The 20920-nt window shown below is 58.9% G+C and carries 19 protein-coding genes and 1 riboswitch; of the genes, 12 read left to right on the top strand and 7 right to left on the bottom strand.

Translation table 11 applies throughout. The features are described from left to right. Window positions 1–165: 165 nt before the first annotated feature. On the bottom strand, window positions 166–660 hold the full coding sequence (locus tag MXF20_RS22300) for a GNAT family N-acetyltransferase (protein ID WP_325971533.1): 495 nt from the start codon (window positions 658–660) through the stop codon (window positions 166–168). A 63-nt stretch (window positions 661–723) separates the two neighbouring features. Here MXF20_RS22300 and MXF20_RS22295 point away from each other — a divergent pair, with 63 nt between their 5' ends. After that, the gene (locus MXF20_RS22295) at window positions 724–2556 is read left to right on the top strand and encodes an ABC transporter ATP-binding protein (protein ID WP_325971532.1); all 1833 of its coding nucleotides are present in this window, start codon (window positions 724–726) and stop codon (window positions 2554–2556) included. On the opposite strand, the gene MXF20_RS22290 is transcribed toward MXF20_RS22295, so the two are convergent. Next, window positions 2553–3677: a GNAT family N-acetyltransferase gene (locus tag MXF20_RS22290; protein ID WP_325971531.1), complete on the bottom strand. Its 1125-nt coding sequence runs from the start codon at window positions 3675–3677 to the stop codon at window positions 2553–2555. The two genes, MXF20_RS22295 and MXF20_RS22290, sit on opposite strands and share 4 nt — an antisense overlap. A gap of 185 nt (window positions 3678–3862) precedes the next feature. On the opposite strand from MXF20_RS22290, the gene MXF20_RS22285 reads away from it, so the two are divergent. From MXF20_RS22285 to MXF20_RS22275, 3 genes are all read left to right on the top strand, one after another. Further along, window positions 3863–4762 carry a LysR family transcriptional regulator gene (locus tag MXF20_RS22285; protein ID WP_058759361.1) on the top strand — a complete coding sequence of 300 codons (900 nt, stop codon included), beginning with the start codon at window positions 3863–3865 and terminating at the stop codon, window positions 4760–4762. A gap of 98 nt (window positions 4763–4860) precedes the next feature. Then, window positions 4861–5802: a glutathione S-transferase family protein gene (locus MXF20_RS22280; RefSeq protein ID WP_325971530.1), complete on the top strand. Its 942-nt coding sequence runs from the start codon at window positions 4861–4863 to the stop codon at window positions 5800–5802. Window positions 5803–5813: 11 nt separating this feature from the next. Beyond that, window positions 5814–6419 carry an alpha/beta hydrolase gene (locus tag MXF20_RS22275; protein ID WP_325971529.1) on the top strand — a complete coding sequence of 202 codons (606 nt, stop codon included), beginning with the start codon at window positions 5814–5816 and terminating at the stop codon, window positions 6417–6419. Here MXF20_RS22275 and MXF20_RS22270 read toward each other — a convergent pair. Together MXF20_RS22270 and crcB are read right to left on the bottom strand one after the other, a co-directional pair. After that, window positions 6416–7213, bottom strand: coding sequence for a sugar phosphate isomerase/epimerase family protein (locus MXF20_RS22270; RefSeq protein WP_058770917.1), 798 nt, complete (start codon window positions 7211–7213; stop codon window positions 6416–6418). The genes MXF20_RS22275 and MXF20_RS22270 overlap by 4 nt on opposite strands. A gap of 106 nt (window positions 7214–7319) precedes the next feature. After that, entirely contained in the window at window positions 7320–7697 is a 378-nt protein-coding gene (gene crcB / locus MXF20_RS22265) for a fluoride efflux transporter CrcB (protein WP_325971528.1), read from the bottom strand. A gap of 92 nt (window positions 7698–7789) precedes the next feature. Further along, a riboswitch (Fluoride riboswitch) is annotated at window positions 7790–7864 on the bottom strand. Between the two features lie 107 nt (window positions 7865–7971). On the opposite strand from crcB, the gene MXF20_RS22260 reads away from it, so the two are divergent. Beyond that, window positions 7972–8889: a nucleoside hydrolase gene (locus MXF20_RS22260; protein ID WP_325971527.1), complete on the top strand. Its 918-nt coding sequence runs from the start codon at window positions 7972–7974 to the stop codon at window positions 8887–8889. Between the two features lie 8 nt (window positions 8890–8897). Here the strand turns inward: MXF20_RS22260 and MXF20_RS22255 are convergent, their stop codons facing one another. Further along, entirely contained in the window at window positions 8898–9926 is a 1029-nt protein-coding gene (locus tag MXF20_RS22255) for a zinc-binding alcohol dehydrogenase family protein (protein WP_325971526.1), read from the bottom strand. 135 nt (window positions 9927–10061) lie between these two features. On the opposite strand from MXF20_RS22255, the gene MXF20_RS22250 reads away from it, so the two are divergent. The 7 genes from MXF20_RS22250 (at window position 10062) to MXF20_RS22220 (ending at window position 17767) form a co-directional block, all read left to right on the top strand. Further along, window positions 10062–10964: a GntR family transcriptional regulator gene (locus MXF20_RS22250; protein ID WP_325971525.1), complete on the top strand. Its 903-nt coding sequence runs from the start codon at window positions 10062–10064 to the stop codon at window positions 10962–10964. A 171-nt stretch (window positions 10965–11135) separates the two neighbouring features. Next, complete coding sequence (locus MXF20_RS22245; protein ID WP_325971524.1) at window positions 11136–12488, top strand: MFS transporter; 1353 nt, start codon at window positions 11136–11138, stop codon at window positions 12486–12488. A gap of 400 nt (window positions 12489–12888) precedes the next feature. Continuing rightward, complete coding sequence (locus MXF20_RS22240) at window positions 12889–14262, top strand: glycosyl transferase family 2 (protein ID WP_325971523.1); 1374 nt, start codon at window positions 12889–12891, stop codon at window positions 14260–14262. 13 nt (window positions 14263–14275) lie between these two features. After that, entirely contained in the window at window positions 14276–15550 is a 1275-nt protein-coding gene (locus MXF20_RS22235; protein ID WP_325971522.1) for a glycosyltransferase, read from the top strand. Further along, window positions 15550–16278, top strand: a complete 729-nt coding sequence (locus MXF20_RS22230; RefSeq protein ID WP_325971521.1) for a radical SAM protein — start codon at window positions 15550–15552, stop codon at window positions 16276–16278. Before MXF20_RS22235 ends, MXF20_RS22230 begins: the two co-directional genes overlap by 1 nt. Further along, window positions 16238–16933, top strand: a complete 696-nt coding sequence (locus tag MXF20_RS22225) for a hypothetical protein (RefSeq protein WP_325971520.1) — start codon at window positions 16238–16240, stop codon at window positions 16931–16933. Before MXF20_RS22230 ends, MXF20_RS22225 begins: the two co-directional genes overlap by 41 nt. A 48-nt stretch (window positions 16934–16981) precedes the next feature. Continuing rightward, window positions 16982–17767 (top strand): hypothetical protein, encoded by a 786-nt coding sequence (locus tag MXF20_RS22220; RefSeq protein WP_325971519.1) that lies wholly within the window; start codon window positions 16982–16984, stop codon window positions 17765–17767. A gap of 51 nt (window positions 17768–17818) precedes the next feature. Here the strand turns inward: MXF20_RS22220 and treC are convergent, their stop codons facing one another. Together treC and treB are read right to left on the bottom strand one after the other, a co-directional pair. Next, window positions 17819–19483, bottom strand: a complete 1665-nt coding sequence (gene treC / locus MXF20_RS22215; RefSeq protein ID WP_325971518.1) for an alpha,alpha-phosphotrehalase — start codon at window positions 19481–19483, stop codon at window positions 17819–17821. Continuing rightward, a complete protein-coding gene (treB, locus tag MXF20_RS22210) occupies window positions 19467–20909 on the bottom strand; it encodes a PTS trehalose transporter subunit IIBC (protein WP_325971517.1) in 1443 nt (480 codons plus the stop codon). Before treB ends, treC begins: the two co-directional genes overlap by 17 nt. Window positions 20910–20920: the final 11 nt, after the last annotated feature.

The raw sequence follows: 20920 nt of genomic DNA, 5'->3' as shown, positions 1-20920 counted from the left end.
ATCTACGAAGCAGGCTTTATGCCCAGGGGGCGCCCCCATCTCACCAGCAACTTCCCGATGATCAGTCGGGGATCATCATACCCGGAGGAGAATGATCGGGATATAAGGGGCGCCATTTATGGCGACCTGGTTACAGGGCGCCCTGGTTCAGGGCGACCGCCACCATCACTCGCGCAGTTTCGCCATGACGATAATGTCGTGGTACTCGCCCTCGCGCAGGCAGGCTTTGCGCTTCACGCCTTCCTGCTCAAAGCCCAGGCGCTGATACAAGCGCAGCGCGCGCTGGTTGTCGTGAAACACCTCCAGCTCAACGCGGATCACGCCCAGCCAGTTAAAGGCATAGTCGATGCCGGTGCGGATCAACCGCTCGCCGATGCCGCGCCCGCTAAACGCCGGATCGACGCCAATACCAAAGCTGAGGCTGTGGCGTGTACGCGGTCGCTGTTCGGTAAACAGCGTCAGTTCGCCCACCATCTGTCCGTCGATCTCCGCCACAAAGCCGATGAAGCCTTCACTGTCCATCCGCTCGAATTTTTTCTGCCAGGTGGCGACGCTGGGAAACGGCAGCTGCGTGGTCCAGCGATACACCTCAGGATGACTGTATAAACGTTGATAGGCGGCGGCATCGCCCGGCTCACGTCCGCGAATCTGCAAATCCATGTCGATAATCCCTGTTCAGTTGCACTAAGCTGTTAACTCTCACCGATCGGAAAGAGTGGCCTTATGTTGTATCGTCGTTTTGAACGTTTTATCAATATTTTTCAGGATGCCCCCACCGATTCCCCACCCGCCAGCGTGTGGCCGTTTTACCTCTATTATCTGCGTCAGGTGTGGCCGAGTTTTGTCGCGCTGCTGATTGTCGGACTGGCGCAGGCGCTGATCGAAGTGGCGCTGTTCAGCTACCTCAGCCGTATTATCGATCTGGTCAATCACACCACGCCCGCCACGCTGTTCAGCGATAACTGGCCGATTCTGCTGTGGATGGCGGCGGTGGCGCTGATTCTGCGGCCGGTGGTGATCGCCCTGCACGATATGCTGGTGCATCAAAGCATTAACCCCAGCATGACCAGCATGATCCGCTGGCAGCATCATAACTATGTGCTGCGGCAGAGCCTCAATTTCTTCCAGAATGATTTTGCCGGCCGTATCGCTCAGCGCATCATGCAAACCGGTAACTCGCTGCGTGACTCGGCGGTCCAGCTGGTGGATGCGATCTGGCACGTGGTGATTTACGCCGTGACCTCACTGGTGCTGTTCGCGGAAGCCGACTGGCGGCTGATGATTCCGCTGATCGTCTGGATTGTGGCGTACAGTCTGTCGCTGCGCTTCTTTGTGCCGCGCGTCAAGCAGCGCTCGGTGGTGTCATCCGAGGCGCGATCGAAGCTGATGGGCACCATCGTTGACGGTTACACCAACATCGCCACCCTGAAACTGTTTGCCCATAACGATCTGGAAAAACGCTACGCGCGCGACGCTATTCAGGAGCAGACCGACAAAACCCAGCATGCCAGCCGCATGGTGACCAGCATGGATATCACGCTGTCGACGCTCAATGGCCTGCTGATTGTCAGTACCTCCGGCCTCGCGCTGTGGCTGTGGAGCCAGTCGCTGATCAGCGTAGGTGCCATCGCGCTGGCCACCGGGCTGGTGATTCGCCTGGTGAACATGTCCGGCTGGATCATGTGGGTGGTGAACGGCATCTTCGAAAACATCGGCATGGTGCAGGATGGCCTGAACACCATTGCGCAACCGCTCAGCGTGCAGGATGCGCCGCAGGCGAAAAAGCTGCAGGTGACGCGCGGCCAGATTCGCTTTGAGGATGTGCGCTTTGACTACGGCGGCGGTCGCCAGGTGATTAACCGCCTGAATCTCAACATCAAGCCTGGCGAGAAAATCGGTCTGATTGGTCCGTCCGGCGCCGGTAAATCGACGCTGGTAAACCTGCTGCTGCGGCTGTATGACATCAACGGCGGGCGCATCCTGATTGACGATCAGGACATCGCGCAGGTCACGCAAACCAGCCTGCGCGGTCAGATTGGTATGATCACCCAGGATACCTCGCTGCTGCACCGCTCGATTCGCGAAAACCTGCTGTACGGTCGCCCGGACGCCAGCGAAGCCGAACTGCAGGCGGCGATTGTACGCGCGCGCGCCGACGAGTTTATCCCGCTGCTCTCTGATCCGCAGGGCCGCACCGGGCTGGATGCGCACGTCGGCGAGCGCGGCGTCAAACTCTCTGGCGGCCAGCGCCAGCGTATTGCCATCGCCCGCGTGCTGCTGAAAGATGCGCCGGTTCTGATTATGGATGAAGCCACATCGGCGCTTGACTCGGAAGTGGAAGCGGCGATTCAGGAGAGTCTGGAGACGCTGATGCAGGGCAAAACGGTGATCGCCATCGCCCACCGCCTGTCGACCATTGCAAAAATGGACCGGCTGGTGGTGCTGGAGAACGGCGGCATTGTTGAGATGGGTAACCATCGCGAACTGCTGGCGCACGGCGGGCTGTACGCGCGCCTGTGGCAGCATCAGACCGGCGGATTTGTCGGCGTCGATTAATCGCCGCGCCGGTAAGGCAGGGCGTCGCGCGCTTCCTGTGCCCAGGCGCGCACCCCTGCCCGTTCCTGCTGCAGAAAATCCCCGACCGCGTCACGCAGCCCCGGATGACACAGATAGTGCCAGGAGTGAGTGATGTGCGGTTCAAAGCCGCGCACCAGCTTGTGCTCGCCCTGCGCACCGGCATCAAAGCGTTGCAGCCCTTCAGCGATGGCGAAATCCATGCCCTGATAGAAACAGGTCTCGAAGTGCAGCCGGTCGAACTCCGCCAGACAGCCCCAGTAGCGGCCATACAGCGTGTCGTCATCCACCAGACAGAAGGCCATGGCGGCGGGCTGCTGCTGTAGCGTGGCGATCACCACGCGAATCGCCTGCGGCATCCGCTCCGCCAGCAGGCTGAAGAAGGAGCGTGTCAGATAGGGACGCTGGCCGCGCACCGCGTAAGTATTGGCGTAGCAGGTATAGACAAAATCCCACTGATCTTCACGCAGCTCATCGCCGCGATACCAGTTAAACGCAAAGCCGCTGCTGGCCACCTGCTCGCGCTCTTTGCGCAGCTGCTTGCGTTTGCGCGACATCAGCGTGTCGAGAAAGTCGTGAAAATCGCGGTAGCCGCGATTGTGCCAGTGATACTGCACGCCGAGACGCGCCAGCCAGTCCGGCTGGGTTGCCAGCAGCGCGTTGGCGTGCGGCGTGGTGAAGTTGATATGCGCCCCGCTTAAGCCGTGCCGCTGCAACGCATCGGGCAGCGCTTCCAGCATCGGAATAATGGCCGTCTCGTCACCCAGCAGACGCGCGCCGGTCACCGGGCTGAACGGAATGGCGCCGAGCCATTTGGGGTAATAGGCGATGCCGGCACGCTGGCAGGCATCAGCCCACGCGTGGTCGAACACATATTCGCCCCACGAGTTGCGTTTACGGTAGCCCGGCAGCGCCGCCCGCAGCCGGCCGCCTTCGCGCCACAGCAGGTGATCCGGCTGCCAGCCGTTTTCCGCGCGCACGCTGCCACTCTCTTCCAGCGATAACAGGAAGGCGTGACGCAGAAAAGGTTGATTGTCAGGTAATAGCGCATCCCATTCGGCAGCGGTAATCTCCGCCAGCGATGACAGGTGAAGCAAAGGCATTGGTGGCTCCCGGCCAGCTTGAGGCGAATGCCTAGTTCAGCAGGTTTTGCCGCCGTGCGAAAGGTGCAGCGCACTGAATGTAAAGCGGGTCGTTGCGCCATCCAGCGCACGTTGCTGTCGCGGTGCGTGCCACGATTTTTCACTTCGCCTGTGTATACTCACCCTTTTCCCTTGCAGGAAATGCCATGGATCGTCTTGATTGTGATCGCATGTTTGTCGCGGTACTGGAAGTCGGCAGCTTTGCCGGTGCCGCCGCCCGGCTCGGTACCAGCAGCGGCCAGGCGTCGAAGCTGGTGTCACGTCTGGAGCAGCAGCTTGGCGTGCAGCTGTTTAAGCGCAGCACGCGGGCGCTGTCGCCCACCGAGATCGGCCGCGCCTATTACGAACGGGTGAAAACCCTGCTGGAGGCGTTCGACGCGCTGGATGCCACGGTGCAGGAGAATGCCCGCTCGCCTACCGGCCGCCTGAAGATCAGCGCACCCGGCACCTTTGGCACCGCGGTGCTGGCCAGCGTGCTGGTGGCGTTCGCGCGTCACTATCCACTGATTGAGCTGGACGTCAACTTCTCCGACCGCGCCGTGAATATCGTCGATGAAGGCTTCGATATGGCGATCCGCATCGGCAAGCTGGATGACAGCAGCCTGATTGCGCGCCGTCTGGGCGAGGTGCCGATTCGCCTCGCCGCCGCGCCCGGCTATCTGCTGCAGCACGGCACGCCGCAGCACTGGCGCGATCTGGCGACGCATCAGTGCATCAGCGATACCAACTTTCGCGATCCGTGGCACTGGCCGTTCGTCACGCCGTGCGGCGACAGCGTCAGCATGCCGATTCGCGGCCGCCTGTGCTTCTCCAACACCGAAGCCTGCCTGCAGGCGGCGCTGGCTGGCCTCGGCATTGCGCGCCTGCCCGGTTTTATCGCTGCGCCGGCGCTGCAGCGGGGCGAAATCGTTACGCTGCTGGAGGACTTTGCGCCGCCAGCGATGGGCCTGTTTGCGCTGTATCCGCCCGCGCGCCATCTGGCACAGAAAACCCGCCTGCTGATCGATTTTCTCGCCGAGCACTTCCGCCTGCATCCGCCCGGCTGATTCCTTCCATTCTGGAAACAATCAAAGCCGTTTTGCCCGGATTATCAGCATAACGGCAGCACGGTAAGCTGCTGACATCACTTCAGAGGAGCAGAGCGATGTTGGTAAACGGTAAGTGGAGCGCAGAGTGGCATCCGGTTCAGGCCACCGATAAACAGGGCGGCTTTGTGCGCCAGACTTCCAGCTTTCGTCACTGGATCAGTGCCGATGGCAGCAGCGAATTTGCCGCCGAGCCGGATCGCTATCACCTGTACGTCGCGCTGATTTGCCCGTGGGCCTCGCGCACGCTCATCGCGCGCAGCCTGAAAGGGCTGGAGCAGATCGTCAGCGTGTCGGTGGTTGAGCCGCAGCTTGGCGCGCAGGGCTGGCGCTTCGGCGATTATCCCGGTGCCGATCGCGACCCGCTGAACAACGCTGACTATCTCCACCAGCTGTATACCCGCGCCGACGCCGACTTTACCGGGCGCGCCACCGTGCCGGTGCTGTGGGATAAAAAAACCCAGACCATCGTTAACAATGAGTCGGCGGATATTCTGCGCATGTTCAACAGCGGCTTTGGCGATCTGGCAGACAACCGGCTCGATCTCTATCCTGAGGATCTGCACCCGGAGATCGACGCGCTGAACGCAACGATCTATCCGCGCCTCAACAATGGCGTCTACCGCACCGGTTTCGCTACTACCCAGCTGAGCTATCAGCAGGCGTTCAGTGAGGTGTTTGAGCAGCTGGATGAACTGGAGCTGCGGCTGAAAGATGGTCGCACTTTCCTGCTGGGCGAACGGCTGACCGAAGCCGATATCCGCCTGTTCGTCACCCTGATACGCTTTGACGTCGCCTATCACGGCCTGTTCAAATGCAACCTGCGCCGCCTGCGCGATTACCCGCTGCTCGATCGTTACCTGAAGAGTGTGCTGGCAGTGTCCGGCGTGCGGCAAACGGTGAACATCGACCACATCAAACAGGGCTATTATTCGATTAAAGCGCTGAATCCCAACGGCATCGTGCCGGCCGGACCGGATATGGCGGACTATGGTTTTTAAGGAGCAGGGCAATGGCAAAAGCGTTAGTGGTGTTTTTACATGGCGTCGGCAGTAACGGCGCGGATTTGGCGGTGCTGGGGCAACACTGGTCAGCGCTGCTGCCCGACGTGGCATTTGCCGCGCCTGATGCGCCCTTTCCGTTTGAGCACGCCATGGGCTATCAGTGGTTCAGCCTGACCGGCATCACGCCGGAAAACCGTCCGGCGCGGGTACGGGCTGCGCGCGACGCCTTTGACGCGACGCTGCAGCAGCTGATGGCGCAGCACGCGATGACTGGCGCGTGGCAAAAGGTGATTCTGGTAGGGTTCTCGCAGGGTTCGATCATGGCGCTGGATGCGCTGGCCTCCGGACGCTATCCGCTGGCTGGCGTGGTGGCTTTCTCCGGTCGCCTGGCCTTTGACGAGGCGCTGACGCCGCCGCCGCATGCCTCCGCGCTGCTGATTCACGGCAAAGCCGATGAGGTGATTCCGTTCAGCGAAACCGTCTCCGCCGCGCAGCGCCTGCAGAGCGCGGGCGTGGCGGTCACCGCCCAGTATGAACCGACCACCGGCCACACCATTTCCAGCCACGGCGCGATGCAGGCAGCGGCCTACATCGCCCAGTGCCTGCAGGATTAAGGCCAGTAGCGCTGCAGCGCCTGCCACGCCTGACGCGCGGCCGCTTCCGGCGGCTGTGCTTTAAGGCGATCGTTAAACACTTCGATGCCCACCGGACCACGATAGCCCGCGCTTTTCAGCTTATCGACAAAGCGTTCCACTTCAATGATGCCGTCGCCGGGCAGTAAGCGCTGATGGCGCGCATAGTCGCTCAGCGCCTGCTTTTCCTGCGGAGGCATCTGCGCCATATCGCACAACTGCACTTCATAAATACGGTCGGCCGGAATACCGTCGAGCTGAGAGGCATCGCCACCGCGTGCGCAGATGTGGAACAGATCGACCACTAGCCCGATATTGGGCTGATCCAGCCGCTGCAAACGCTGCCACGCCAGCGGCAGCGTATTGTCGACGCTGCACCACGCCATCGGTTCATACATGATACGCATGTTATAGCGCGCGGCTTCCGAGGCCAGCCAGCGCAGATCCTCATCAATACGCTCTGCAACGCAGTCTTCGCGCGTGGTCGCCGGCGCCTGAATAGTATCGCAGCCCAGCGATTGCGCGACGCGAATGAAATCACGCAGTTCGGCGCGCTTTTGCAGCCGTTCGCTGTCCGGCGCGCCGGTAAAATCACGCAGTACCTGCAGATTGGTAAAGCCCAGATTCAGCTGCGCGGCCAGGCCCGCCGTGTGCTCCGTGACCTCTTCCCGCCACATTTCAACCTGATCGAACCCGGCGGCGCGCGCCGCCTGCAGCTTATGCGCCGATTCACCGTTTAACAGCACCAGGTTAAGGAATTTCGGGTTAGCAGACATCAACGGCTCCTTAATCGTCCGGATAAAGCGGTGATAAATGCTGTGCGCCACCCGCACAGCATGCTGATCAGTATCCCCCTCTTCAGGGTGATTTCAAGCGTGTCGTTTATCCCAGCAGGTTCACCACGGCGAAACCGGCAAAGGTCATCAGCAATGAACCGATGACATGCACCATCACGCTCGACATTGCCCACAGGTATTTTCCGGATTGCAGCAACATCACGATCTCGGCCGAGAAGGTCGAAAACGTCGTCAGCCCGCCGCACAGGCCAGTAATAATCAGCAGCTTCCACGTGGGATCGATGTGCGGATTGCGTACAAACCACGCCATCGCCGCGCCGATAATAAAGCCACCGACCAGATTGACGATCAGCGTACCTGGCGGCAGATTAGGAAATAACGTATTGAAACGTAATGAGATAAGCCAGCGCAGCGTGCAACCGATGGCACCACCGATCATGACCGCGAACAGCGACTTCAACATAGTCTGGAGCTCCTGAATTGGGTTACGCGCAGGGCCGCGGCAGGACAGAAAAATACACCTGACACACCGCCGTCTCCCGCGCAGGGATAAGCAAGTTGTCAGGCGTCATCAGCCGTCTGTGACCAGAAGGCGGTTGGGTAAGGTGGCACGCCATCACCTCAGAGGCACGATAATACGCTGGCGCATCGGAGGTGACAATATTGACCTGCCGCCAGCGTATCGCCGCGCAAGATTATGCTTTAACGTGGCAGACATCATCAGCAAGGAGATTCCGATGCGTACCCTGATTTTTGATACTGATATCGGCGTGGATGACGCCTTTGCGCTGGCGTATGCGGCGCGCACGCAGCGGCTGCTGGGCATCACCACGGTGTTTGGCAATGTCGCGGTTGGCCAGGCGGTAAAAAATGCCCGGCTGTTCTGTGCAAAGATGAACATCAGCGCACCGGTGTATCGCGGCTGTTCGCGTCCGCTGGCGCTGGCCCCTTCCGCACCGGCGAGCCTGCACGGCGCAGACGGTCTCGGCGATGCCTTCGACAACCCGTATAGCGATGCTGCCGACAGCGCGGTGCAGTTCATCATCGACAGCGTACGCGCGCAGCCGCACGCGATTACCCTGGTGGCAATCGGGCCGCTGACCAACATCGCCTGCGCCATCAACCAGGCGCCGGATATCATTCCGCTGGTGAAAGAGCTGGTGATCATGGGCGGCGCGTTTGGCACCGACGGCCACGCCGGTAACGTGACGCCGTTCGCCGAGTTTAATATCTGGAAAGATCCGCATGCCGCCGATCAGGTGCTGGCCTCGGCGCTGCCGGTGGTGATGCTGCCGCTGGATGTGACGCACAAGGTGCTGATCAGCGGTGAAGAAGTGCGCCAGCTGAATCAGCCAGTATTGAGTGCCATCTGCCGGCCTTATCTGGCTTACAGCCTGCAAAAAGAAGGATTCGATGGCATGGCGCTGCACGATACCCTGACGCTGTCGTGGCTGGCGCTGCCGCAGGCGTTCCGCGTGACAACAGCGCCGGTGCGCGTGGTGACCGACGGCATCAGCCGCGGCCAGACGCTGCAGCGCGTGAGCACCCTCGCCTCGCGCGATGATCCGTTCGCCGGCCTGCGCGCCCAGCGGTTGTGCCTGGGCGTCGACGCCGACGCGGTACGGCAACATTTTTTTGCCACGCTGCGCGCCTGACGGCATTCCTATCGGGCGAAATGGATGACGCCTTTGATCAGCTCGCGGTTGTTGATCACCTCCGGCTCAAAAGTCTCGGCCAGCGTCGAAAAGTCATAATGGCGGTTGAGCATCATGTCGGCCCGCAGCTGACCGCTGGCCATCAGGGCGCGCACTTTATCGAAGTCCTCGCGCGTGGCGTTGCGGCTGCCCAGCAGCGTGGTCTCCTTTTTGTGAAACTCGGTGTCAGGGATCACCAGATCGCCTTTGTGCAGGCCGACAAACACGATGGTGCCGCCGTGACGAATCAGCTGCACGGCGCTGTTCATCGCCGCCGGGCTGCCGGTGGCATCAATCACTTTGCCGGCCAGCCGTCCGCCAAACTCTGCGCGCAGCGTGGCCGTAAAATCCGCCGCCAGCGGATCGATCGTCGCCAGCTGCAGCTGCTGCGCAACGTGCGTGCGCCGCTGAGCGCTGGTATCGGCGACCACCACCTGCGCACCGGCTGCGGCAGCAATTGCCGCGACGCCCAGGCCAATCGGTCCGGCCCCGACCACCAGCACCTGCTCATCGGCGACCAGCGCCGCGCGCCGCACCGCATGGGCGCTGATGGCAAAGGGCTCGATCAGCGCCGCTGCTTCGGGCGCCACATCGTCAACTGCCAGCAAATTAGTATCCGGCACGCTGAGAAACTCGCAAAAACCGCCGTCCTGATGCACACCAATCACTGAAATCTGTTCACAGCAGTTGGTTTTGCCGCTTAAGCAGGCGTCGCAGCGCTGACAGGCCACGTAAGGGATCAGCGCCACGCGCTGCCCCGGCTGAAAACCCTGTGCCGCCGCCCCCAGCGCCACCACTTCACCGCACAGCTCATGACCGAGTACGCGCGGATAGGAGAAAAACGGCTGATTGCCAGCCCAGGCGTGAATATCGGTGCCGCAAATGCCGGCGGCAATCGGTTTGATCAGGACTTCGTGCGCGGCAGGCGTCGGTACGCTGCGCTGCTGCCACACCATGCTGCGCGGTTCAGCGACCACCAGCGTTTTCATGTTCGTCATCGTTTCCTCCTGGGCTGTTCCCGCAGTTATGGCGAAAATCGACCACGACGGGAGGTTGCGCTGTACGAAGTGTGAGTCAGCGCGATTTTTTTGGGCTTTGTGTGGTTTTTAATGCATAAAAAACCGGAGGGCTGTATGAGCCGAAGCCAGAATCTGCGTCAGAACGTCATCAATCAAATGCTGGAAGCCATTGCCCGCCGCCATGTGCGCTCGCCGCTGCCCCCGCAGGCGGCGCTGGCCGAGATGTTTAATATCAGCCGCACCACGGTGCGCCACACGCTGCAGCATCTGCATCAGCGCGGCGTGCTGGAAAAAGTGGCTGAAACCTACGTGATCGTGCGCGATCCCTGCGAGGAAGATGGGTTTAGCGTGCTCAGCCCGCCGATCGACCAGCAGGCGGTGCAGTTTGAGCAGGCGTTTTTCAACCTGATTAACCAGCGTTTGCTGATGCCGGGCGACAGCTTTACCGAGCTGCAGCTGGCGCAGCAGGTGCGGGTCAGCCCGGTGGTGGTGCGCGAGTTCCTGCTGCGCTTTATGCGTTATAACCTGCTGGAGCCGGTTAAGCGCGGCCACTGGCGGATGAAGAAATTCGATCAGGAGTACGCCGAAAAGCTGTTTGAACTGCGCGAGATGCTGGAAACGCACGCGCTGACCCGCTTTCTTAACCTCGCCGCCGGTGATGAGCGCTGGGTGCAGGCGCGCGATCTGCTGGATCGTCATCGCGCGCTGCGCGACACCATCGCCAGCAACTATCGCCAGTTTGCCGCGCTGGATAAAGAGATGCACACGCTGATCCTCTCCGCCGCTAACAACCCGTTTTTCAATCAGTCACTGGAAATTATCTCCGTGATTTTTCACTCGCATTATCAGTGGGATGAAAGCGACCTCAAGCAGCGCAACATCGTCGCGCTGGAGGAGCATATGGCGATTCTCACCGCGCTCATCAGCTGCCAGGATGTGGACGCGCTGTGTGCGCTGCATGCACATCTCAGAACCGCCAAACACTCAATGATCCGCTCTATCCGGCAGTACAATTAAAAACCGATTAAAAACCACAAAGCATAAGCGCCCGCACGAATCAGAAACATGTTTGCAACATCTCCCGCGGTTTACTTCTAGTCTCGAAGGCAGCCCCTTAGGGCAGCCCGTTTCGCTGCCGCAGGAACCCCAAGACTGATAACGATAAGTACCCGAACCTGGGAGGTTGCAATGGAAAATACATCAACGCGCGGCGGCACCAACGCGCCAGCACCCGAGCACGCCGGGCAGGATTATGTGCCGGCGCGCGCGGACGTGGTGCGCTCACCGCGCATCCGTAAGATTCAAATCACCGCCATGCTGCTGCTGCTGTTCGCCGCCATCATTAACTATCTTGACCGCAGCTCGCTGTCGGTAGCCAACATGACCATCCGCGAGGAGCTGGGCTTATCGGCCACCGAGATTGGCGTGCTGCTGTCGGCGTTTTCGCTGGCTTACGGTTTAGCCCAGCTGCCGTGCGGCGCGCTGCTCGACCGCAAAGGCCCGCGCATCATGCTGGCCATCGGCATGTTCTTCTGGTCACTGTTTCAGGCGGCGGCCGGGCTGGTGCATAACTTCACCCAGTTTGTGCTGGTGCGCATCGGGCTGGGCATTGGCGAAGCGCCGATGAACCCGTGCGGCGTCAAGGTGATCAACGACTGGTTCAACATCAAAGATCGCGGTATGCCGATGGGGATGTTTAACGCGGCGTCGATGATTGGTCTGTCGGTGGCACCGCCGATTCTGGCGGCGATGATGCTGGTGATGGGCTGGCGCGGCATGTTTGTCACCATCGGCGTGCTGGGCATGTTTCTCGCCATTGGCTGGTATCTCACCTATCGCGACCGGGATAACAACAAGCTGAGCGGTGAAGAGATTCACTATCTGCAGGCGGGCAGCGTGGCGTCACGCAAAGAGCCGCTGAGTTTCGCCGAATGGCGCGGGCTGTTTAAGCAGCGCACCATGTGGGGCATGATGATTGGCTTTAGCGGCATCAACTACACCGCGTGGCTGTACATCGCCTGGCTGCCGGGCTATCTGCAGACCACCTATCATCTGGACCTGAAAAGCACCGGTCTGCTGGCCGCCATTCCTTTCCTGTTCGGTGCGGCGGGCATGCTGCTCAACGGTTACGTGGTGGATGCGCTGGTGCGGCGCGGCTTCGACGCGGTGAAAGTGCGCAAGGTGTCGATTGTCAGCGGCATGCTGCTCTCCGCGGCCTTTACCACCTTTGTGACGCGCGCCACCGAAACCAGCAGCGCGGTGACGCTGATTGGTATGGCGCTGTTCTGCATTCACTTTGCCGGGACCTCATGCTGGGGCCTGATCCACGCTAACGTCACGGCGCGCATGACGGCGTCAGTGGGCAGTATCCAGAACTTTGCCAGCTTCGTTTTCGCCTCTTTTGCGCCGATAATTACCGGCTGGGTGCTGGATACCACCAAATCGTTCAGCCTCGCGCTGATGATTTGTGCTGGCGTCACGGTGGTCGGCGCGCTGGCTTACCTGCTGCTGGTCAGAAAGCCGATTACCGATGGGGTGTAAATCCTCTTTCCCCGCTTAATATTCGTTCTCCGGGTGCGCAGGCCATGCGCACCCTTTCTTTATCCGCCCGCCAATACGTTTCCGCCTCTGCGTTATCGCCTGATCACTCGTCCTGCCGGATGAATTAAACGGCATAATGACGATAAATAATCAGAACGATTAGGCCATAAATAGGGAAATTATCGCGTTCAGCATGCTGGTTATAGTTATTAATTCAAGACAAAACTTAAAGACGGATATTATTAATTAAAGCCCGAAATCCGTTATTAGCAATAAATGCATTAGCGAAGATGAATTAATTAGCAGTAGTAAACTTTTGTGGATTAGATCAAAGTTTAACCGGATAATTTAACTTACCGTTCAGTCACTGTTAATGTTCAGGTATGAGCGTGGTGACCAAATGGATTTACAACGCAAGGCCCTTTTTATCTCTTTTGATGCCGTGGCATTATCGGGTATTACGGTAGAAGCCACTAAAATCGCCGTTCGTTTACGCGAGCAGGGAATTACCGCCTTTCTTGATATCGGCTACGACATAAAAATAGATAAAGGAAACTTCGGACGGCCCTATTCCGAAAATGAAATCAATTCGCTGCAGCACCATTTTACCTTAGTCCGGCACGATGAAATTCGTCAGGTTGACGGTTATAACCCAGCCTTTCTGCAATATGTTCATGACGTACTGATTAATCATAGCCAGACGCTGGATGCCGCGGCAGAAAAAATTCTGGTGCAGCGGACGGAGAAAATGGCGCAGGCAGTGGCCAGCGCGCTGTGCGCAAAATGGCAGGCACTGGATATCAATTATTTAATCATTGAGAACGGGACGCTGCCGGATAATATTATTTTTACCCGCGCGCTCTATCTGGCGATTGCACAATACGGTGCCGCAAAACAGCTCGGCCGGTTTGTGTTGTGGCGCGACCATGACCTGATGTGGAACAGCGAATCCACCTCATCGCGCTACGGCAGCGCGCCCTGGCCACATGCGGTCCGCCCGCAGCCCTCGCCGCATATCACTTATGTCACGCTGAACCAGGCCCTGGCCTCACAGCTGGCAGCCTGGTGCGAACATCAGGTCGAAATCGAGGTGATGCGTAATACCTATCCTTTTGACCCGAGCCATCCGCGCAAAGATTTACGCCGCCAGTTTGGCTTGCTGGCGCAGGACAAGGTGATTGCCCGCACTACGCGAATTATTCCGGCTAAGCGGCTCGATCGCGATATTCACCTGTTGCATGCGCTGAACAGTGAACTTGTTGCGCAGCATCAGCCGCAGCGCGTTTATTTAATGGTGGCCGGCGATCCGCTGGAAGACAGCGTACATTACCACGCGTTAAAGCAGTTAATTAGCCAGTTTCAGCTGGAACGCTACGTCATCTTTTTTGGCGCGTTAAATCACGACTTTATGGAGCGCAATCCACACGCCACCACCATTCAGGATCTTTATCACGCCTGCGATGTGGTGTCGTTTTTAACCGCATGGGATTACGACAGCTACGGTAATCCGATTGGCGAGGCGATTAGCCATCAGCGATGCTATATCGCCACCCGCTATGAATATTATCAAGAGGTGTATGGCCAGTACGGTTTTGAAGGTGAATTGATGGCTATTTCCGCTCACCATGATGGCCTGCCCGATGCCGGGTTTATTCAGCGCGTCAATGCGTTGTTACGGGATGACGCACGCCGCGACGCCATCGCCATGCGCAATTATCAGAAAGGCAAATCCCTGCTGTCGGATCACATCTTCCGGCAGATATTTAATGTGTAGTTAAGGAGTGACTATGGATAACCGTTGTTTTATTTCGGTGGTGCTGCCGGTTTATAACGAGGCGGCGCGTATTAACGCGGTGCTGGAATCAATATTGCAGCAGCGTTCGCCCGGCGGATTGTTTAATTTTGATAATCTGGAAGTGATCATGGTGGATAATAATTCCACCGATAACTCGGTCGCGCTGATCGAGGCCTTTGCCGCGCAGCATCCGCAGTTGACGATTCATCAGTTGCAGGAAACAGTGCAGGGCGTCTCTTCGGCGCGGAAAAAAGGCATGGATTTCGCCTCGCAGCGCGCGGGACTGCGCGACGAAGCCAGCGGTTTTCAGCGCAAACATTACATTCTCTCCGCTGATGCAGACTGCACGGTTGACGCACTGTGGATCGACGAACTGGTCGGCACCATGATTGCGCAAAACGGCGATCTGGGCACCTGTAACTACTACTACGAAACGGCAGATTTCCACGAGCGTCCACGGCTGTATGCGGAAATTGATAAGACATTGCGCTGCCGCCACGCTTCCTTCTCCCTGTTTGGTGGCTTCCCGGATGGCAAAGGCTTTGGCGTTGAAAAGCAGCTGTACGATGACGTCGGCGGCATCGAGATTTTTTATCAGCTGAAAAACGGTGAGTTTGTTGAACATCTGTCAGACGACTGGGATTTTGGCATCAAGGTGATCGCGGCCGGCGGTAAGCCGGTGTATGCGCCCAACTCCCGTGTGCAGATTAACAGCCGCCGGGTAGATAACCTGCTGCACGAAGTGATTGAAGGCGTGGCCTACGGCCATAACGGCACCATCATCATGAAAGATGTGCGCCCGGCGCTCACCGCACTGACGCCGTTTACCGATGTCAGCGCAGTGCAGGCGCAGCAGGCGTGGGAATACTCGATTAAAGATTACGTGCCGAAAAATCTGGTGCTGCCGGTGCTACTCAACCCGTCGCTGCTGCGCGACGATGCCGCAGTGATTGATTTCTTCACGCCAGAAGTGGCTGAACGCCTGTTCGCCCGCATCCACAGCATGATGCTGGAGATGAGTGTGACCGATTTCCTGCCGATCCACAGCTATAAAACCCCGGCGTTTCGCCTCTATTTTGAATTTCGCCATGCGCTGTTCGCCGCGCTCCGGCGCGCCGTCGGCGCAGAGATTGGCGAGCCACCGCCGCTGCCGGCCTGCTTTGCTCAGGTGAAGGAAAAGGATTTCGCCCGCTTTGTCTGGTATTACTGCGAAGATCGCGAATCCGGTGAGGCGCATAACTACTTTGCAAATGGCGGGGTGTTCTGATGCGTGCTGCCTGGCTGCAATCCCTGCAGGATATCGATCGTCACTATCCTCGCCCGGCCATATGCGAGGTGCTTAGCCGGCCGGAAAACGCTGATTTGCTCGAATACGTGGTGCACGATCCGTTCGGCTGCCATGTGTTTCCCGGCGATATCGACGATTTTCCGCTGCCGAACTTTTTCCGTGCCATGCAGCACAGCCTGAGCCACGCGCCGCAAATTCATCTGTGGGCTTACATCCCTACCTGCCGCTACAAGTGTCACTTCTGCCAGTTCCCAACGGTGATTGTGAATCCGCAGTCAACGCGCGCGCCTGAGCTGTTCCGCAATATCGTCGATCACAACATTCAGGAGGCAAAACTGTGGCTGGCGCAGCTGCCGGCGCTGGGTGAAGTGCCGGTGGGTGAATTTAACCTGTTCGGCGGTACGCCCTCGCTGTTGCCGCCCGATGAGCTGCGGCGCCTGATGGATTTTTACCGCAACCATTTCAACTTCCGTGAGGCCACGCTGCGCTTTGAAGGTGAGCCCGGCACGCTGACGCGCGAGTTTCTGGCGCAGCTGCGTGAGCTCGGCTTCAGCAAACTGTCGTTTGGCGCGCAGTCATTCTCGGACCGCCTGATCAAAGGCTGTGGTCGCCTGCACAGCGCAGATGCCTGCTACAAGGTAATTCGCGCTGGTCAGCGTCGACCTGATGTACGGCCTGCTGGGACAAACGGTGGACGACGTGCGTGACGATTTGCAGCAGGCGCGCGCGCTCGATCTGTCGCATCTGGTGTTTACCAAGCTGCACATGAAGCCGTTCGCTGAAAGCCGCACCGGCGTGTCGGCGGAGGGAGAAAATGCCTGGCAGCGTAAGAACGCGGCGATGCCGAGTCTGGGTCAGCAGTATCAGATGCGCGCGCTGGCCGAGCAGTGGCTGGATGGTGATTACCTTGAGCATCCCACCATGTATTTCCACCATCGCAGCGCACCGCCGGAGAAGTGGAAAGCGATCATTACCGACCTCGACCAGCAGGCACCGGAAGTGGCGATTGGCCTTGGCGGCAGCTCCAAGTGTGCCGGCGCCGAGCTAATCAACCTGACCGATTACGCCGACTATCAGCGCGCGCTGGATAACGGTGAACTGCCGATCGCTTCGGTGCGCGGCATGTCGCCGGATCAGCAGGCCATCAACGGCTGCAAAATGGCGCTGTCGACGCTGATTCCGCTCGACGATGTGCTGTTTCAGCAGAAGTTTGGCGTCAGTCTGTTTGACCAGCCGACCATCGCCCGGGCGCTGCGTGAGCTGCAGCAGCGCGAGTTAGTGCACAGCGATGGCCGCTACGTCACGCTCACGCCTGCCGGCCGCGTGCTGGTGGAAGCCATCATCAATACCCAGTTCGATTAAACCTCTTTGATCCCGCAACGGCACGCGACGGCGTGCCTGGAGCCTGTTATGTCCCAGTCTGTTTATAGCTTTTTTTATATCGCCATCGACACCGAAGCGGGCGTCACCCCTGAACAGTTTGAAAGCTTCGTACGGGAAAAAGGCGTGCACCTGCCCTGCTATCCCGGCTGGCGCTGGACGCTGTTTCGCGGTCTGCGCGGTGAGCGCGTCGATCAATACCTGATGCTGTTTGAAATGAAAGATGCGGCACAGCGCGCACGCTTTATGCAGGATGACGGTGAGCTCACCGCCGAGGCAGAGCACTTCTGGCATCTGCACCCGGAAGCAGACGCGCTGCTGAGCGAATGGCGTCAGCTGGCCACCTTTGCGCGGCGCCCGACGATTTTCACCCATTTCGATCTGCTGGCCGAAAATCCCCACAGTACGCTGCCGGGCGGCCCGCGCTTTGACGCCCACAGCGGCACCGCTCGCATTCTCGGTACGCACTATCTGGCGTTGCGCCCGGGCGTGCAGCCGCAGGAGTTTGAGCAATTTATCATGCAGAATGCCGCGCGCATTGTGGATTATCCCGGCTGGAAGTTTCATCTGCTAAAAGGCCACAGCGGCAACCGGCTGGACGGCTATGTAGTAATGATGGAGATTGAGAGTGAAGCGGCGCTGAATGTGTTTTATCCGCAGCCGGATATCGCCACCGCCAGCGCGGCAGATTTTGCCCGCGCGCACCGGGATACCAAACAGATGTATGAAGAGTGGAAGCAGCTGGCGTCCTTTTCCGGTTCGCCGCAGCTATACACCGATTACCTTGCCGTGGCGGAATGCGGCACGCTGAAGTAACGCCTTCGGCGCGCTCCACAGATCGCTGAAGCGCGCCATCCGGTTTCTCCGTTACGACTGGTAGTAATACACCGCCTCAAAAGGCCGCAGGTGCGTCAGCGCACCAGGCTGCGATACCTCACCGTAATGACTCATCAGCACCTGCCAGTTGCCCTCAATTTCCGGCAGCAGCAGCGGCTGCGTGTTGTGAGTCAGGTTCGCCACCACCAGCAGGCTTTCACGCGGCGAATTGCGGCGATAACACCAGATGTGCGGCGCTTCCGGTGCCAGATCCTGATAATCCCCGTCGGTGAATATCGCGTAACGCTTGCGCAGCCGAATCAGCGTTTGGTAGCCGTAGAACACTGAGTTGCTGTCGAGCAGCGCGTTGGCGGCGTTGATCAGCGTATAGTTATCCGCCACGCCGATCCACGGTTCACCTCGCGTGAAGCCGGCATTGGCGCTGTTGTCCCACAGCATCGGCGAGCGGCTGTTATCCCGCGATTTGCTGGCGAGAATCGCCATGATCGCCGCTTCCGGTTTACCCTGCGCCAGCCATGCCGCATGGATGTTATGGCTCTCGATGTCCTGATACTGCTCAATACGGGTGAAATGCGGATTGGTCATCCCCAGCTCTTCGCCCTGATAGATATAGGGCGTGCCCTGCATACCGTGCAGCAGCATCGCAAAGCATTTTGCCGAGGCGACGCGCAGCGCGCCTTCATCACCAAAGCGCGTGACGATGCGCGGCTGATCGTGGTTACACCAGAACAGCGCATTCCACGCCACGTTGTGCATCCCGCGCTGCCACTCTGCAAAGATTGCTTTGAGCTGAACGAAGTCCGGTGCCGCCAGTGTCCATTTGTCGCCCTGCGGATAATCCACCTTGAGATGGTGGAAATTGAAGGTCATCGACAACTCGGTGTGCGCCAGCGACGCATAGCGCTGGCAGCTGGCCAGCGTGGTCGAGGACATTTCCCCCACCGTCATCAGCCCGCGCGGCGTAAACACATCGCGGTTAAACTCCTGCAGATAATCATGGATGCGCGGGCCATCGGTGTAGAATCGCCGTCCGTCGTGACCGGGCAGATCGTCGCTGAAATCCTGGTGCTTTGACACCAGGTTGATCACGTCGAGCCGCAGCCCGTCGACGCCTTTGTCCGCCCAGAAGTGGCACACCTGCTTTAACGCCTCGCGCACCGCCGGATTTTCCCAGTTGAGATCGGCCTGCTCCGGCGCGTACAGATGCAGATAGTACTGCTGACGCCGTTCATTCCACGCCCAGGCGCTGCCGCCAAACTTGGACTGCCAGTTATTGGGCGGCGTGCCGGGCACACCGTCGCGCCAGATATAGTAATCAACATACGGCTGTTCACCGGCTTCGGCACGTTTAAACCAGGCGTGTTCCGTCGAGGTGTGGTTGAACACCATATCCAGCACCATGCGCATGCCGCGCCGGTGCGTCTCCGCCAGCAGGCGGTCAAAGTCGGCCATGGTGCCGTAGGCGGGATCGATGGCGGTGTAATCCGCCACGTCGTAACCGTTATCAATCTGCGGCGACACATAGATCGGCGTCAGCCACAGCGCATCAACGCCCAGCTGCTGCAGATAATCCAGCCGCTGGATCACACCGTTGAGATCGCCGGTACCGCGCGCCCCGCTGTCCTGAAAGCTTTTGGGATAGATTTGGTAGATCACCGCCTGGCGCCACCAGGGATATTCAGCGTGCCTGTTCATGTTGCACCTCTGCCTGGCTGATGATGGCGGTTGCCGCTTTGCGTTTAGTGATAATGATGGTCAGCAGCAGCGGAACGATAATCGCCACCAGAATCGCCAGCGAGTAAACCGTCCAGAACTGCGGCTGAATCGAAAGAATGCCCGGTAAACCGCCGACGCCGATGCCGTTGGCCATCACGCCGTTGAGGCCGCACAGCAGCGCCGCCAGCGCAGAGCCAATCATCGCGCACAGCATAGGGTAGCGGTACTTGAGGTTGACGCCGTACATCGCCGGCTCGGTTACGCCGAGCCACGCCGAAATGGCGGCCGGCACGGTGAGATCGCGTTCAGCGCGATCTTTGTTCGCGATGATGATGCCGACGACCGCCGCGCCCTGCGCAATATTGGACAGCGCAATCAGCGGCCACACCGGCGTGCCGCCCATGCTCTGAATCATCTGCAGATCGACAGCCAGCGTGGTCTGATGTACGCCAGTAATCACCATCGGCGCATACAGGAAGCCAAACAGCGCGGCACCGATCGGCGCGAAGCTGCCGGTCATCAGATGACGCACCCCAAAGGCAATGCCGTCGCCAATCAGGCGGCCAAACGGACCAATCAGGCTATGGGCGAGGAAGACCGCCAGCAGCAGCGCACATACCGGCACCACCACCAGCGTCAGATAGGCAGGTACGATACGTTTGAGCGCCAGTTCAATTTTCGCCAGCGCCAGCCCGGCCAGCAGTGCCGGAATCACCTGCGCCTGATAGCCGACCCGATCGATGGTGAACCAGCCGAAGTTCCACACTTCCGGCACCTGGCTGCCAATCAGATACGCATTCATCAGCTGCGGCGATACCAGCGTAATGCCCAGCACAATGCCGAGAATCGGCGTGCCACCCAGCTTACGCACCACCGACCAGCAAATCCCTACCGGCAAATAGAAGAAGATCGCTTCACCAATCAACCAGAGAAAATCATACAGGCCTTTCACGCCCGGATAGAGCTGCACCAGCGTTTTATCGTCGGCGACGACAATATCGCCGAGCACGTTACGAAAACCGAGAATTAAACCGCCGCTAATTAACGCGGGTAATAACGGAAAAAATATCTCAGCAAAGTGGGATAATAATGACTCGTGCCATTTCATCTGGCTGCGCGCTGCGGATTTAATCTGTTCCTTTGAGGTTTCGCTAATATTTAGCGTTTCAACTAACGCGTTATAATAAGAGTCAACTTCGGTTCCAATAATTACCTGAAACTGTCCGGCCGCGTTAAAACATCCTTTAACGCCCGGCGTGGCGCGGATGGCTTCCGGATCGGCCTTGCCGACATCCTGCAGCACAAAGCGCAAACGGGTAATACAGTGTGAAAGTGACAGAATATTTTCCCGACCGCCCACGCGGTCAATGAGATCGTTAATGATCTCGCGACTGATGGTTTTCATTATCATCCCTT

It is taken from the genome of Pantoea dispersa, from assembly GCF_035783935.1.
Classification (GTDB): domain Bacteria; phylum Pseudomonadota; class Gammaproteobacteria; order Enterobacterales; family Enterobacteriaceae; genus Pantoea; species Pantoea dispersa_C.
Note: the sequence above shows the minus strand (reverse complement) of the source record. Positions and strands in the feature narration are given on the sequence as shown.